Below are 15,916 nucleotides of genomic sequence, written 5' to 3'. Positions count from 1 at the left end.
ATCGAATCCGCAGACATAGGTGGGCACCAAACCACTCGGAAACACTTCGCCAATTGGACGAATATTTGTGGTTTAAAGCATTTCAGCGAGTACAAATCGCGTATCCTGCAAAGCAGTGCCGTGAGCCCAAAGACTGGCTGTTCATGAGTCACTGCAGCTATTCTTAGCGATAGGAGATGCACGTGGAATGGTTCAATAAGATCCTTCAATGGTGGTCGAAGCAACCCGACCCTCGCGCCCAATTGATGAAGTCCGAGCGAAAGAAGACCGAAGCGATGGCCAAACGCTTGGACAACAACCAGAAAAAGGACCGCGTCAAAGTCTAGCTTTGCCCGGAACCTATCCCCAGAACGCCATGGGATTCGTAAGAATTCCCACAAACCCCATCGTGGGATTCGACAGAATCCCCTGGGCGGCGCGATTGCACGTGACGGAATTCTGGCGAATCCCACGACGTGTTTGACGTGGGCTAATCGACTTCTGTTTCGACATTGGGATCGATAAAATCGGGTGAGGGCAGGCGACATAAATCGCGTTTGATCGCAATCAACTCTGGTGTGCGATCGCGGGTTTCCAAAACCAATACATCCTCCACCGCGCCGTAGAAATGAGCCGGTTTGAATCGACTGTGTGACGGGAAGCAGACCAATTGCTTCCTCGTCAACTGCATCGATGGAGCGATCGTGTCACCGGTCAAACTGAGATCAAACGAACTGTACGACGTGGCATACTTCTTTGCGATGACTGCTGTTTTCTCCAGCTCCGGTGCCAGTCGTTTGATGACCTCGACCGCATGGTACGGCATCCGCTCTCGCAGAAGGAACTGACCGTAGATCGCACGCCCGAGCTCGTAGTCGTCTTTCACCTCTTCGCTGTGCAGCTTGCTGACCATCAGATCAAAACTTTTCTGGTCCCCTGTCTTGATCATCTGCAGAACTTCATCACGTGCGGAAACTTCGGGGATCGCATCGACCACTTTTTGATACGCTGCCATTTGTGCCTGTTTCTTCGCAACGGCTTCTTTCTTGCGTTCCTGGTACTGGCGTATCCCCTGCTCGGACAATCGTTTCAATTCGATCGAATAGGGGACGGTCAATTGACGATTGGGTTCTTTCCACAGGACCTGAAGCGACAGCTGCATCGAATCCAGAGACCCTCGATCAGCAGACAGGACAACGTTCCGCGAACCTGAAATTTGAATTTCAGGATTCAATGTGTCCCCGTGCATCGTATACGTTTCGTCAAAAGAGACCTGGGGTTCGCCGCGTTTCTTCCAGGTTCGCTGCAACTTCAACATCGCCACTTTCTCTGTCGTCGAATCCTCTTGCGAACGAGTCTGCTGGAGATGAAATGGAGTTTGATACTCGGGTGAAATCGGCAGCAACTGGACCTGTCCGTAGACGTTCTGGCTTGCCACCAAAGTGACCGGCTCGGCAGACTCCCAAGTATCCTGGTCGCTCAGACGAGGAAAAGCGATTTGCCCTAGATCAATCGGCAACCCAAGGACGAAGCAGGAACGCGAAGATTTCAGCATTTTGCCTTTAGAGTCCATTTCCAACGCGGCGATCGGGCCCGATCGAAACTGCGATGCCAACTTAAAAAACATGCTATCGCGGGGAATTTGATAGCTCGCACCCGACTTCCAAATGCATTCACATTGGATCGACAATCGATCCGGCGATTCCTCTGCAATGCGATAGATCAGGATTCCTTCGTACTTCATCTTTCGCGACTGGGTGCCGTAGTCGGCCTCGATCACCACTTGATAGAAAAGCGTGGGCTCGGCACTCGAGTAGGCGAACGGTTCCGTTTGAACCGGATCCTCATTGGCAACACCTTGAGCGACCGCCGAACAAGGCGAAAGGGCCATCAGGACAGTGGCCAGCGTGCCAAGCAGCGTTGTTCGATGCGGTTCCATTGCCGTGAGCTCAACGAAATAGAAGTATGAACTGAACTTTACCGGTCGTCATTCTAACCTCAACCATTGCACGTCGCTGCCGACCCCATCGCGTCCATCCGCCTTCGAAAGTTCAAGTCGCAACGTCGTGGGATTCGCCAGAGTTCCCCGAGCGATCAATTGGACGTCAAGCAATTCTGGCGAATCCCACTACGGGGAACGAGTGAGAGTCAGCGTGGTGCGGTTGCGATTCGCCGGTCGGGATCCGGGTCGGCGATGGCTAATCGATCGACGGGTTCGAACGATACCGACCATTCCATTTGCTGGAATCGAGACTGCGCCAAATGACGGTCCGACGCGGGTAGATCGTCTGCGATCACCGCCCAATATCCAGGATCGTTGATCAACAGCTTTGCCAATGATCGTGGCGTATCGGGAATAGGCGTGCGCAGATGATCACGGACGGTACGCAGTCGATCACGCTGTTCTGCGTCAAGATTTGTCGCTGGTATCGAATCCAGCACAGCGACCACCGGCGTGCCCCACAACAGCAACTGGCGTTGAGCGATCGCGCGAGTCTGGCGTCTGGGCGATCTCAACTTCTGGACTTGCTTGTCAACGTCGCCCCGACGGAACTGGGGGCCGTTGCTGCGGCAGTTTCCCAACATGACCTGCTGGGCTTGTTCGGCCACCTGAGCTAGCGAAGTGCCTTGAAGAATCCGCTGAATCAATTCGCCAAAGTGTTTGTCGAATTGTGCGGGCGACCGCTGTCGCAAATGCAAGAAGGTTGTCCCGGTCACTCGGTGACGTGCGTCACTGTCACTCCCATCACCGCGACTTGGATCACCGGTCACAGACTCCCAAACAATCGGACCGCGCCGACTGTGGTGAATCACTGCTCGCTGCGATTCGCCGGGCAACCAAGATTCGAGCCGCACCCGATCTGCATCTTTGACGTTCACGATCAGGTGCTGATGCGGCGACTGATAGACGTAGTGCAAAGATGGAATACCACGTTCGGCCGAAACGGTGATACTCTCGTAGACATCGGCAGCTTGGAACTTTTGAGATCCCTTTCGGTGCCGAGGCGGATCCAGGCAAAGACGCCCTTGGATCAGTTGGAACCGGGCAACCCCGGCGCCGCCAAAGAAGCCGGCGTCACTGGGACTCGCTCGATCCGATTCGAGACCCTCAGCCCCGGGCGGTCTTTGTGCAAAAGACGTCACGCCCGTAATGGACAAGCCGATTAAGGCGAACAGCAAACGCCACCTCATCCCTGAACCCTCACTTTCCCCGAATCATTCGGGAGCCGCAATCAAGCAGCTTGGGTACGATTGGTATGGTGGACGCATGGGCCGACCCTCATCGGGCAGGCCGACGAGTCCAACAGCAAGTATCGCCAAAATTTCGCGAAGAAATGAAGGGGACTTCCCGTAAATGCTTCAGAATCAATCGGCGAATCGGCGGTAAATCAGCCGCACATCGTCATCGAATTGATCCATCGCCCGCAGTTTGAAGTTCGTCGCCTGGGCAATTTCCGCGACCCCAATGCCGCCCACGGGCCCCGGAGCCGCCGCACCGCCGAAGGCCTTGGCACCGACGTAAACGTGACATTCGTCGATCAGAGACGCTAAAAAAAAACTTCCCAAAAGTTCGCTGCCGCCTTCTAACATCACGTTTGTCGCGCCGCTTTCCCCGATCGCTTGGATGCCGGCCCTGGCCATGGCAGCCAAATCAACAGCATCGACCGGCATGATTTCGGCACCCGCCGCCCGGACTTGATCGAGAGATTGGCGATCGATTTCCGGGCCAACGACAAGGATCAATCGATGGTCCTTGGCGGTCCGAACCAGGTTGCTATCCAGACTGGGCAACCGATTTCGGCAGTACACGACGCGATCGGCGGCCCGCGGCCCGGCCGGTCGTGCGGTCAACGTCGGATCGTCTGCGACCACGGTTCCCATGCCAACCACGATGGCGTCCACTCGCCCGCGCAAGCGATGAACTTCGGCTCGTGACGACGCACCGGTGATCCACTGGCTTTCGCCGCCAACGGTGGCAATGCGACCATCGATCGTCATGGCCCATTTTGCGATCACCCATGGCAATCCGGATTGCACACGCTTCAGGAACGGCGCGTTCAAGTCCCCAGCCTCGGCACATCGCGTGCCCACCGTTACCTCGATCCCGGCGGCGCGCAGCTTAGCGATTCCGCCGCCCGAAACTTGGTCGAACGGATCCTCCATCGCGACCACCACTCGCCCAACCCCCACCTCGATCAGCGCGTCGGCACAGGGGGGTGTCTTCCCGAAGTGACAGCATGGTTCCAAAGTCACATAGGCGGTCGCGCCGCGTGCATCGGCCGGATTTGCAAGCGAGCGAATCGCAGCAACCTCGGCGTGCGGGCCACCGAACTGCCCGTGGAAACCTTGTCCGACCACGCAGCCATCGCGAACGATCACGCACCCTACCATCGGATTGGGCTCGACATGCCCTTGGCCGGACCGTGCCAAATCCAATGCGGCCTGCATGAACTGATCGTCCACTTTCGATACGCCCAGCGTCACAGTTACACCTTTGAAAGTGGACCGAACTGCTGGGCAGCGCGGCCCGGATCGTTACGACGAAAAATTGGGGCGTCCGCCGCGGGCAAGGTCGACCGCTGGCCGGGAGGCCACTGGCATTCGCGGGGGATTCCCGGCCGCCTACGCGTCGCGGCTCACTCTATCGACAAACCGTTGATCACTTTCGCTACGGGCGGATGCCTGGAACGGTGACCAACGAGGAATCAGTCCATTCCTGGAACCCACAACTTGCTGCCGCCACCACCGCCTTCTTCGGGTGCTGGCCCAGCAGGTGCACCGCCACCGTCGGGAGTCCACAAACCGCCTTGGGATCCGCCGCCACCTTGTGGTCCGGGTGGGGGACCACCACCGCGGGGCGATCCGTCTGGATTGATCAGACCGTATTGCATCAACAGTTGTTGCAAACGTGCCATGACCTCAGGTTCGTTCCCGTATTCGGTCGTCAATTTCTGCAGCGTGCTTTGGAAACCGGGACCGTCGCCGGCCGACAATCGCAATCCGACTTCGCTGAGCAACAGATTGGAAGTCGGGATTCCCTTGCTGACCGCAAACTCTTTGGCTTTCTCCAACAACTCCAACGCTTCCGAGCTGTTTTCGGCCGCGTTGACCAGCGACATGTACGCCAGCAGTTTGGCCGGTTGCTGTTCTTCGGTCAGTTCCGCGTCAATCAGACGTCCCGCCAATCGACGCGTGGCAGGCGTCGCCGAGACTTGCTGGGCGCGTTGCAACAGATAGATCAACGACTCGGAATTCAAACCCGATGGATCGACCAGGTTCAAGTCTTCGTTTGCGACCGATTCGATATCATCATCGCTAGGCTTGATCGGGTCCGGCGCTTTCAGGCCGGCTTGTTCGATCACCGACGCGACCACCGATTCGCTCTTCGAAACGATCGCATCGAACTGTTGCACCAGACGGACGACGGCGGTCCGTTCCAGCAGTTTCGATTCATCACCGACCAAATCTCGTAGCGAAGATCCGCCTAGCAACGGCAGTTTCAACGACAGGATCGCATCCGCCATGCGGGTCTCGGTCAGTTCGTTCTGCAGCTTTTCGGCTTCCGCGGGCTTTGCTTGGAAACGCAGCATCGCGATCGCTGGCTGGCAGGCGACCAACAGCGGCAATGGATCGCCTTGGTTTTCGGTCCAGGTCAATCCGCTGACTTCGGCATCGATGCGTGATCGTACTTCGTCGACGATATCGCGGCGAACTTCGACCGCTTCGATTCGGGCGGCGCGATCGGTTTGGCGACCATAGACAAAGACCATTGCGATGGCTTCGGGCACATCATCAACGGCCGGCAACTTGTCCAAGGATTCCGGTTTGTCGCGATCCAAAATTTGGAACCCTGACTTGGGCGGCACATCGTCTTCGCTGGTTCGCATGCCCTGCAACAGGTCGGCGGGCAGTGCCACGAAGCGAGCGTTGGACATCAGAGCCATTTCGACTTCGTCGGCTTGGTCGATGTCGGCTGACAACGTCAACGTTTCGACCGAAGCGTCCGGGGCACCTGGCTTGGCCAATGCCGACATCGCCAAGAATCGAGCTCGTTGTTCGAAGTCCAACGATTCGCAGGTGGACAATTTCTTCAGCAGATCGGACTGTGCGTCGGCATCGCCTCGCCAAATGGCACAGGTCAGCAGTCCAAGCAAAATCGCAGGCTGCTGCGGCACGCTTCGACGCAAAGATTCGAACTTGGATTCTGCCAGAATCACTTTATTGCTTCGCAGCAACGTGGATGCTTCGTCGAACCGTTCGCCCCATTCCGCATCTTCGGGACGCTGGATCGGTTCGGGAACCGCCTTCATCAACTGGCTGATCGACGGTGCCGAATTCAATTGTCGCAGCACGGTCATCGCGGTTTGGCCGCCCTGGTAGCCAGACGCCATCATGGCCAAGGTGGCGTAGACACGCGCGGTCAGGAACAGGCCGCCCTGGGCTAGCGAATAGGCCAGGACCGACGACACGTCCAACACAAAGGCGTCTACGTCGCGGCCACTTTCGGTCAGCGCCTCCAGCATCTTTGCGGTTGCTTTTTCGGGCTGCCCCTTGAACAGCAGTGCGGCGGCAAACTGCGTCAGCGCCAACGGGTTGCTGGGCTGCAACCGAATGAATCGCTCGGCATTCTCGGCCAACGAATCGTACTCGCGAAGATCCAACAACAACCGCCCGCGGACCGCCAACGCCCAAGCTGCATCGGGGTTTTCGGCAAGGATGCTCGACAAGCGATCGAGTGACGGGACAACCTGCCCCCCCTCGATCATGTTCATGACTTCGTCAAGCTCGTGGACAGAATCTTTACACTTGCAGAATTTGATCTTTTTGCCGCTTCCACAGGGGCAAATCGCGTAGGTATCGACGGTCATCAGGGAAGTTGGCCAAAGGGGGTCGGAAGAAATCCAGTTCGAAGCACCGACTCTACCATTTTTCCCGACTCTCGCCGACCACCATTCCCGGCGACCAAGACGCGATTCGCGGCGGCTATGATACGGCGGCCACCCGGCCAGAAAGATGCTGCCACCCGACCCGGCCAGCACTCCCATCCCCGCTGCCGACCGACCTGCGTCCAGTCGGACGAATCCCCTGACACCTCCACTCGCCATGCCGATGCCCAGTCTATTGATCGCCGGCGCCCAGAAATGTGGAACCTCGACGCTGCACGCCTGCCTGACCGCCCACCCGGATGTGCAAGCGGCGATCAGCCCCGACACTGGCAAAGAAGTCAAAGAAATCGACTTTTTCATGGACCACTGGTCGCGGGGCATCGATTGGTACCAGAGCCATTTCACCGATCCGGATCGAAAAGGGATCGACGCCACCCCCAATATGATCTGTTCACCGCTGGCACATTCCCGGATGGCTGCGTTGATCCCCGATGCACGGATCATCGTGACGCTTCGAGACCCTGTTGCCCGCGCCTTCAGCCAGTTCAACCATTACACGCAGGAACTTGACGAATCCCGCGACTGGGACTGGCTGCTGCCCGGCGCATCGTTCGCAGACAACATCCAGGCCGAATTCGAAACCACCCGCGCCAGTTGGTACGGGATTTTGAACCGAGGAATGTATCTTCAACAGATCGATTCTCTGCTGCGACACTTCCCGCGATCCCAAATCCATCTGATGGTGATGGAGCAGTGGAATGCGGATCCACAGCAGCATTTCGATACGATGTTGCAGTTCCTGGGCTTGGAACCACAGCGGTTGCCGACGATCGTATCGCACATGCGGCCCTACACGGTCCCACCACTGGATTCGCCCACGGCGGAGATCCTGCGCCAGCGATATCGCCCTCACAACGAAGCACTGTTTGAATTCATGGGCCAATCGATTGACCAGTGGGAATAGCCATGCCACGCCACGCCGACGACTGTCCGCATCGCAGTCGAATTGAATCCGTTGATCCGAACGATCGAAGTTCCGAAACAGCCCACTGCGGGTTGATCGCGACCGTAGCCGACTTCGCCAGCGGGGAATCGGCCACCGTCGATCGCGAAACCTGCCACGCATGTTGCCAGTCGTTTGTGCCCAGCCCCCAGGACTGGAATCCCGTGATCGCGTCGATCATCCACTCGATCGGCGAAACGTTGCTGCAGTCGTCGCCCGATGGGCCGATCGCAGACCAGGCTCGCCGGCTGTGCCGCCAAGCGATCGACCAGTTGCCCATCGTCTATCCCGACGAAGACGACTGTGTGGATGACGCCCAAATCGAACACTCACCCGTTCACGTTTCGGTCGACGAATTGGCGGCCGCGCTGCCAATTCCCATCCAGACCAAGCCTCCCGCCGATCCAACACGCGGAATCCGGTGGACCGTCGGAATGACCACGGCACCGCGACGCCAACCGACACTGACGCGGTGCATCCAAAGCATCACCGCCAGCGGTTGGCAGGCCCCGATGCTGTTCGTCGACGGCGAGGTCGAACTTACAATGGACGAACAATCCCAAGTCCGAATCCAACGCCCCCGCCCGATCGGCGCCTGGCCAGCCTGGTGCGAAACACTCCGCACGATGCTAAGCGATGCCCCCGATGCCGACGCCGATGCCGACGCCGACGCGGTGATGATCGTCCAGGACGATGTGCTGTTTCCCGCCGTTTCCAGCATCCGCGAATACGTGGAAATGGTGCTGTGGCCCCAGGACAGCGCCGGCATCGTGTCGCTGTACACATCCACCGAAGATATGCAATCCACGAACCATTGGCGGCCCCATCCCGGCCTTTGGCAATACGGCGCGCTGGCAATGATCTTCCCAACGGTGGTCGCACGGCAACTACTAAACGCGGCCGATCGGGGCGAACTGAATGTTGTCGATGGGAACGCCGGTATCGATACACGTATCGGGTACTGGGCCATCCAAAACGATATACCGATCTGGCATCCGTCGCCCAGTCTGGTTCAACACATCGGACAGGTCAGCAGCGTGTGGAACCATTCGCGAGCGGTTGGACTGCGTCGGGCCGACCGGTTCATCATGGACGAACTTGCGTCGGGTCCGAAGGACGCGACCGGTCAATGAACACGGGCGTGCTAGCGGCGAAATGCTCCTGCAAGGTACGGTGCAGGAACATGAACCCGCCGCCGACTCGGTGCATCAATCGATAGCGTCGCGCCTGTTGCAGAAATTGCGGCAACCCAGGTGGCAATTGACCGCTGAACCGCATCACGGTTCGCAGCACAACATGTTTCAACCATTCGAAACCACCGAACCAACTGCCCACACAGAAAAACGCCAGCAGCCCAATCGACAACCCGAGCGATACGGCATCGGCGGTCGTCCGCTCGCGAATCAACATCGAGATCAGGTACACCGTGACGCCAAGAGTCAACGCGGCCGCGGAGCCCACTTTCAGGGCGCTGATCAGCGACAAACGCATCCCCTGATTCAATCGTGTTTTGCCTTCGATCGTTGCCGGCACAATACCGCCGGTGATCCCGCCGCCTTCGATCCCCAATGTCGTTAGCACGATCAGGTAAATCCAGCGTCCGACCGACGGCGCGCACTCCGGTTGGTACCAAAAGTGCAAATTGGTTTTGTTCCAAAATCCATGAATCAACCAAACTCCCACCCCGACTAGCATGCCCACGAACATGCCACGCGCCGAGTTTCCCATGGACATCCCGACGGCCTCGACCGGACGAACCGCGGCAAACACTTCTTGGGATCGCCCATACGCACCGACCATCGCCGATGCCAATACGCCGGTGAACACCAGCAACAGAAACATGGGGACATGCTGCGTGATCGAATAGGCAGCCAGCGTCATCAACAGCCAGAAAGCCAAAAACAGCAACGCCTTTTTCACTCCATGCGCTGCGACCGCCATCCGCGATGCCAATTCCGCCTTGGGGACTTCAAAGCAAGGCTCTAACAGGCCCACCCCCACAAACCAGACCATCAACATCGGCGTCACACACCATCCCAGCCCGTGCTCCAATGCGTCGAAGGAATCGTCGCTGATGCCGGCCAGCGTCCAGAAAAAGATCGTGGTGACCAAGCCCGATAGGGTTCCAAAAATCAGCGACACCGACACGCTGTACGCAAAGCGAGACCAGGTCGATGTCAGGTCCGTCGGCTGCAGATTTTCGATCATGAAGATCGACTCTCGCTTGGATTGAACGATTTTGGCCAAACGATGCAGTCCCGCCAAACATTCCTGGGGCGTGTAGCTGTCCGTTTCCTTGGATCGAGTCCGAATCATTCGATCGATGTATCGATCGAAGACCATCGCCTGACATTGATGTTGGGATTCAAAGTGCATCGATTCCTGCGCATCCACTTCATTGAACGCCTCCCGCATGATGCCAAAGATCAGCGGTGAACGGGCCAGGTTCAGAAGGTCGGGATGTTGCTCCAGTTGTTTCGAAAGTGTCACGCTGGCTGGCCCACCATCCGACAACGCCAAATGAATCTGTTCTTCACTGAGCGGTTGCAGACAAATCGCCCCGGCCAATCGAACCGGTTGAACCAGTTGATTGAATTCGTCAACACGACAGCACACGACGATTCCGGGCACACCCTGGTGGTCCAAAAAGTCGTTGATCGCCTCGACGCATCCGTCACGCAGATTTTCGGCAGTCTCGTCCAGACCATCCAGCATCAGGATCAGTTGTTCGGTATCAACGAATCGCCGACCGTGCTTGCTGGCGACGTGATACTTGCGGCTCATTTCATCTTCGATCCAGTCGACCAGCGAACCGAATTTGGAGTTCCAAGTGGAAAGGTGCAACACCACTGGCACAGGCTGATCGGATTCCGTTTCACACCAATCGACTAGGCCTGCGGTCAATTCCAACAAGGCGGTCGTTTTGCCGGCGCCGGGATGCCCCAGGATCATCAACGATTGGCGAGTCCGCTGAAAAACGTCCATGATACGATCTCCCGATTCGACAAAATCGGTTGTCGGCAACGCACCAACATCGACCGAATTCCACGAATCGGCGACCACATCGCTGCAGTCCGCCATCGCTAACTCGATCCGCTCGGATCGCTGCAGCGAACTGTCCAACAAACCCGTGACCCAGAACTGTTTGACACGATCCAACAGGGTTTGCAGATGGCGAACCATCGCCGTTTCGGCAGCGGTGTCACCTTTGGCGCCGCGCCGGCGTCGTCGCGATTCCAGGTCAAAAGTCCAATCGTTGATTCGGTCTTGGTGCGAGTGCAGATTCCAAGGCAAGGGCAATACGATGCCCGCCGGCTGTTGATCCAGAAATTTGCGAGCGTACAACCCGCGTGTTTGATCCCCATGTGCACTTTGCGTGGTCGCCGACGCTTCGCCAAAGGCGGCTTGGATGTCGGCGCCGCTGGCCAGTGCGCCATAAAACACGATCGCAAACTGAGTCGCCACTTCGTCGTTGATCGCACGACTGGTCGCGATCACGCAGGGTACATCGGCCGCCCGCAATCCTTCGGCCTGCCCCTCGGTGGAACACCCATTCAAAAAGACAAGCTTCAAACCCGACTGATGCCCCAACAACTGGGCGAACCCCAATGCACCAGCCACTTGGGTATCGCCCTGAACGTCTTCCAACAGCAGTTCCATTCCGTTGGCGTGCCCCCCGTAGTGGAACGCGACGATGCGATTTCGATATCGTTGAAAAGTTTGCGTGATCTGCATCAGCGTGGGGTGGTCCAAAATGATCACCTCCACAACATCATCGAACCGCCAAAACAAGTCACGTATACCGCTGGATTCCTTCTTGAGGTTATCAAGATCGCGGCGGGGATCGGCAAACGCCAACAACACGATAGGTCGGGTCGATCGGTTCATGTTCTATCCATCCATTGGGAAAGGACTTGTCCAACAGCATCCGATCGAAAGTAAGCAAAATGGTGACAATCCACGGTATGGATCCGAAGATCTTTCACCGGCACTGACGTGACACTGGACGAGTTGACTATCAAGTCGTGGCCATCGGCAAACAAGACCCGAGCGCCGAGACCGACCCCGACAAGCCCGGCCGCGATCCATCGACTGGACCAGTCGTCGGCGGATGCCTGATTGGGATCTGCCACTTGATACAGTCCGGCGATCACTTCGTAGGGCAACTTTGGATCGACCGCACCGGCGGCGGCTTCGAGACCTCGCAAAAATCCGGAACCTGGAACCAAGTCAGCCAGCGCGGCTGCGTCACTTTCCAATTTTTTCAGTGCCGCGCTGAAGAACAACGCGGCTGGATGGGGCCCGCCCAAGTTCAAGATCGCGGTGCCGATCCAAGGCAATGCTGACTTTGCCTTCATCAGCGCCGTCCCATCATTGGGGACTCCCGCTAGAAAACAACGATCCACCCACGCGTGGCCACCAAACTGCTCGATCAACGACCGGGCCAAGATCGCTCCCATCCCCGTCGCCAACACGTCCAACTTCATTCCGTCATCGGCAGCGATCCCGGCATCCACCAAGGCCTTGGCCAACTGCTTGGCCGACTCGGCAATCGGCGTATGAAATGTTTCGAAATCGAAAACCAACACAACTTCGTAGTCCGACATTTCGTCGCCAACGATTTCCTGAAGATCGTCCAGCGCCGCCTGACTGGATGACGAGAAACCATGGACGACCAACAAGACCCGTCGACCATCGCTGGGGCCAGCGTTCGGATTGTCAGCGGCCGTCCAAGTCCGGTACCGAAGTTGCCCATGCGGTGAATCGACCGTGCGTTCACCACGCAGCAGCCGATCTGTTCCAACGTCGTCGGCGGGGACCAAGCGAACCGCATGCAGCCCCAGCTCGGGCGATTCCCAGTCGCAAACCTGATACAGATACAAGCGGATCGTTCTTAGCAGACCACGCCGGACCGCTTGCACCGGTTCGTGATCCCCAGCCGGTTCCCCATTCGCGGCGGGCGGCAACCAAGACACCGAAATGTCGGCCAGCGAATCTCCCTGTCCGACCGGGTAAGCACAGCCCGCGTCCCACGCGATCGCCATCCATCGTCCACGGCCTTGCGTCGCTTGGCCGGCAACAGGCTGGTCGACACCACTGGATCCGGCGATGGAAATCTGAATCGGTCGATCATCCGAGATCAATTCCATCGCATCCGGATCCGCCGTGATTTCAATCGCATCACCGACCGGGGTTGCGCATCGTTTGGCGGCAAAGGCGAACGGTCGCAGCGCACCGGATTCCCACAGCGGACCGCTGGGTCGATCCCGTCGCTGGCTGGGCATTGCGTCCTGGCCGGCGCCGTTGTGCTGCGCGGGATCATCGTGGACCGAACGAGCCGCCGAGTGGCTGGACACCACCTGCACCTGGCAATCGAATCCCTCGGGCGCGGTAACGGACGTGTCGTAGGCGTCGATCCAAACGCTGCTGCCGCCTGCCAATGTCTGGGCGCACTGCGAATCCGGCTTGGCGACCACATACTGCTGGACCACGGCTGTCCAGTCGCTGGTGGCGTCTTGTTTCCTGCGAGCTCCCAGCGCCCGTGAACCCGCCATCGCCTGATTCAATAGGTGGTCCAGTGCCGAACCGGGCGCCATGCTAGAGCGTGTCGCCGTATTCGTTGGGATTGCCAACCCATCCTGTTTCAGCACGTCAAAGTCGGTTTCCTCGACCGTGGCGATGACCTTCAAGGATTCACGAACCTCGACAAAGCAGTTGGCCTGGTCCGCATCCTGAGGCAACATAAACACAATCTCGAGGTCCGACATATCGCGGCCAAACCATAACGCGGATCCCGGCCCGACGCGTTTGCGATTCCCGGGTGCCGTTAATTCGGCAGTCAACGGAATGATGGCGTAGTCGTGTCCGAAACTGATCGCTTCGACGAACACCGGCTGATCACTGTGGTTGACCACCTCGATCGCGATGGGTGTATCGATTTCCACGATCGGCAGTCCCTCGGCCGTGGTTGGCACCGGTCGCACTGATCGAACACGTCGCCGTTTGTCGTCGCTGGCGGGGTCGGCTTCGCCAGCGAGAAAGAACTGCACCGATATTTTGCCATCCAGCGCCGAATCGGGCGATGCATTCGATAGGCCCAGGGCGTTGTTGAATCGGCAGATCGCAGCCAGGTTTTGGACGACCTTGGATACGTCGGCGATGTCACTTGGTTCCACTAGCGATCGACCGTCGGCACCTCGCAGCTGCAATTGCGATCCCGATTCGACGATACAGAAATCGGCGCCGTCTGTGTGATGGGAATTGGGCAGCTGGTCGACCGACTGTGCAACCTCGATGTAGGGATCAATATCGTTTGCCCCCAGTCGCCGGATCAACGCCGCCCGGACTGCCGAATCAGAGACCGCGACAGCAACCTGATGCCGGCGTGGCGAACTGCTAGGAATGGGCATGGGGACGCGGCCGTGCAAGACGGCTTCACCGGTTTCGACCCTACAGACACTGTGAACCGATCCCACATTGATCACGCGCAGACGACCGATGGGGACGCTGTTGGCGAATGTCTTTGCATCGGGCGAATACACATCCATCGATTGCCCGACCACCAATCCATGCACCGCCCCCCCGTCGACCCAAACGCGATCCTGATCCACTCGGCTGATCAACAACGACGTATCACGTCGCGGCCTGACGCCGCCGAACAGGATTCGATCACGATCCCCTTCGCATTGCGGCGATTGACTTGGATAGCGATTGAGAACTTCATACTGCACGCGCTGCTGCAAATCGCGATAGGTGGTCGTTTGACCATCCGAAAGGCTCATCAATTCTTTGGCTAAGAACCAGGTGAACGCCCCGTGCTTTTTGACAGCCTTGGCGAGCGAGTTCGCATCCGCTGCGGGTTCGGCGTTCCCTGCATTCTTGGTCGCCGTCGGCGAATCGGTTTCGGTGGTCGATGCTGGGACATCGCAGTCGACCGGCGGCGAAACGTTGATCGTGTACTCTTCGGCGAATTCGAAGTTTCGGCAGGCCGCCAACAACACGTACTTGCAATTTCCCGAGACCGAATCCTGGTCATCGTGGGCGCTACGGGTTGCGGTGGAATTCAAGTCAATCTGATTCCCGCTGTTCCAATTCGCGCCCTTCAAACGATGGGCGTTCCAATCATGACCGGGGCCAACCGGCAAACCGGTCTGGCCGGGGGGGCGAATTTGTGGCTGGTTCCGCAAATCGACGGGCCCCAACCGGCGTGTTCCCAGCGAATCAATGCTGCGGGTGCCGCTGCCCGAATGACAGCAGTCCAGAATGATCGTGACGTTCTCGGTATAGGACGTCAGTTCACCTAGCCACTGAGCCAGTTCCCAGTCCTTGATGTCATAGACGTCACCGACCCGACTGTCGTAGGGAACAATGGTTTCGTCCAAACCATCGGGTTGGGTGCCGGAGGCATCACGTGCTCGGCTGCCATGACCAGAATAGTGAAACACAAACGCCGGCTCAGGATCCTTGCCGCCCGATTGCCGCCACTGCTTCGCACGATCAATGAACTGTGTTCGAAAGGCATTCGTGATGGCGTCGCGAGTGGCCGCCTGATTGGTCAACGTCAGAACGTTTTCATCGGGAACGCCAAAACGATCCTGCAACACCCGGCGCATCAGTTCGACGTCGTTCACACAGCCTCGCAACCCAGGCATCTTCGGCCAAAGCCAGTCATCGATCCCAATGATCAACGCAAACAGGGGAGACAAACTTGGCATGAGCTACGATTCCGCTAGGTGAATGTTGACCACTTCGGATTGGGTGGTCCGTCGGTGCCTGAACCATTCCACCCAAAACCACGATCCGGTTGCCCAACGACCGAAGGATTGCAATAGAATCCACAGCACGACACCCACTTTTGGGCATCCCCCCATCCAACGGCCTAGGCTGACGCGGAACGTTGGGCTGCCATGGAACGGTCGGCAAGTCGGGTGGCTGCAGTGGTGTGCTGCACTGGTCATTGAGTGGTAGAACTCTCAGCAGCTAGACTCTACCTTGCCGGGGGGCACGACACCAATCCGCAGAGTGCCTTCTGTACAGTAATGGATGT

At 58.0% G+C, this 15,916-nt stretch carries 9 protein-coding genes; 3 read left to right on the top strand and 6 right to left on the bottom strand.

Annotated elements, in window-relative coordinates; translation table 11 throughout:
- The first annotated feature begins 182 nt into the window (after positions 1 to 182).
- Complete coding sequence (locus K227x_RS30260) at positions 183 to 326, top strand: hypothetical protein (protein ID WP_218933788.1); 144 nt, start codon at positions 183 to 185, stop codon at positions 324 to 326.
- Positions 327 to 469: 143 nt separating this feature from the next.
- On the opposite strand, the gene K227x_RS05580 is transcribed toward K227x_RS30260, so the two are convergent.
- From K227x_RS05580 to K227x_RS05565, 4 genes are all read right to left on the bottom strand, one after another.
- Complete coding sequence (locus tag K227x_RS05580; RefSeq protein WP_145168614.1) at positions 470 to 1,918, bottom strand: hypothetical protein; 1,449 nt, start codon at positions 1,916 to 1,918, stop codon at positions 470 to 472.
- A gap of 209 nt (positions 1,919 to 2,127) precedes the next feature.
- The gene (locus K227x_RS05575) at positions 2,128 to 3,123 is read right to left on the bottom strand and encodes a hypothetical protein (RefSeq protein ID WP_145168613.1); all 996 of its coding nucleotides are present in this window, start codon (positions 3,121 to 3,123) and stop codon (positions 2,128 to 2,130) included.
- 222 nt (positions 3,124 to 3,345) lie between these two features.
- On the bottom strand, positions 3,346 to 4,464 hold the full coding sequence (gene ribD / locus K227x_RS05570; protein WP_246146565.1) for a bifunctional diaminohydroxyphosphoribosylaminopyrimidine deaminase/5-amino-6-(5-phosphoribosylamino)uracil reductase RibD: 1,119 nt from the start codon (positions 4,462 to 4,464) through the stop codon (positions 3,346 to 3,348).
- Positions 4,465 to 4,685: 221 nt separating this feature from the next.
- Complete coding sequence (locus K227x_RS05565) at positions 4,686 to 6,848, bottom strand: tetratricopeptide repeat protein (protein ID WP_145168612.1); 2,163 nt, start codon at positions 6,846 to 6,848, stop codon at positions 4,686 to 4,688.
- A 145-nt stretch (positions 6,849 to 6,993) separates the two neighbouring features.
- Between K227x_RS05565 and K227x_RS05560 the strand changes: the two genes are divergently transcribed.
- Positions 6,994 to 7,830, top strand: coding sequence for a sulfotransferase family protein (locus K227x_RS05560; RefSeq protein WP_145168611.1), 837 nt, complete (start codon positions 6,994 to 6,996; stop codon positions 7,828 to 7,830).
- Between the two features lie 2 nt (positions 7,831 to 7,832).
- On the top strand, positions 7,833 to 9,002 hold the full coding sequence (locus K227x_RS05555) for a hypothetical protein (RefSeq protein WP_145168610.1): 1,170 nt from the start codon (positions 7,833 to 7,835) through the stop codon (positions 9,000 to 9,002).
- Here K227x_RS05555 and K227x_RS05550 read toward each other — a convergent pair.
- On the bottom strand, positions 8,956 to 11,757 hold the full coding sequence (locus K227x_RS05550) for an NACHT domain-containing protein (RefSeq protein WP_145168609.1): 2,802 nt from the start codon (positions 11,755 to 11,757) through the stop codon (positions 8,956 to 8,958). The two genes, K227x_RS05555 and K227x_RS05550, sit on opposite strands and share 47 nt — an antisense overlap.
- A complete protein-coding gene (locus tag K227x_RS05545) occupies positions 11,754 to 15,584 on the bottom strand; it encodes a caspase family protein (protein ID WP_145168608.1) in 3,831 nt (1,276 codons plus the stop codon). The genes K227x_RS05550 and K227x_RS05545 overlap by 4 nt, the downstream gene beginning before the upstream one ends.
- Positions 15,585 to 15,916 lie beyond the last annotated feature (332 nt).

Source organism: Rubripirellula lacrimiformis, from assembly GCF_007741535.1.
In the GTDB taxonomy this organism is placed as follows: Bacteria; Planctomycetota; Planctomycetia; order Pirellulales; family Pirellulaceae; genus Rubripirellula; species Rubripirellula lacrimiformis.
Note: the sequence above shows the minus strand (reverse complement) of the source record. Positions and strands in the feature narration are given on the sequence as shown.

Excerpts from the sequence above, each read along its gene's own strand:
- K227x_RS05580 (WP_145168614.1), bottom strand. The coding sequence starts at position 1,918 with ATGGAACCGCATCGAACAACGCTGCTTGGCACGCTGGCCACTGTCCTG.
- K227x_RS05560 (WP_145168611.1), top strand. The coding sequence starts at position 6,994 with ATGCTGCCACCCGACCCGGCCAGCACTCCCATCCCCGCTGCCGACCGA.
- K227x_RS05545 (WP_145168608.1), bottom strand. The coding sequence starts at position 15,584 with ATGCCAAGTTTGTCTCCCCTGTTTGCGTTGATCATTGGGATCGATGAC.
- K227x_RS05550 (WP_145168609.1), bottom strand. The coding sequence starts at position 11,757 with ATGAACCGATCGACCCGACCTATCGTGTTGTTGGCGTTTGCCGATCCC.
- K227x_RS05565 (WP_145168612.1), bottom strand. The coding sequence starts at position 6,848 with ATGACCGTCGATACCTACGCGATTTGCCCCTGTGGAAGCGGCAAAAAG.
- K227x_RS05555 (WP_145168610.1), top strand. The coding sequence starts at position 7,833 with ATGCCACGCCACGCCGACGACTGTCCGCATCGCAGTCGAATTGAATCC.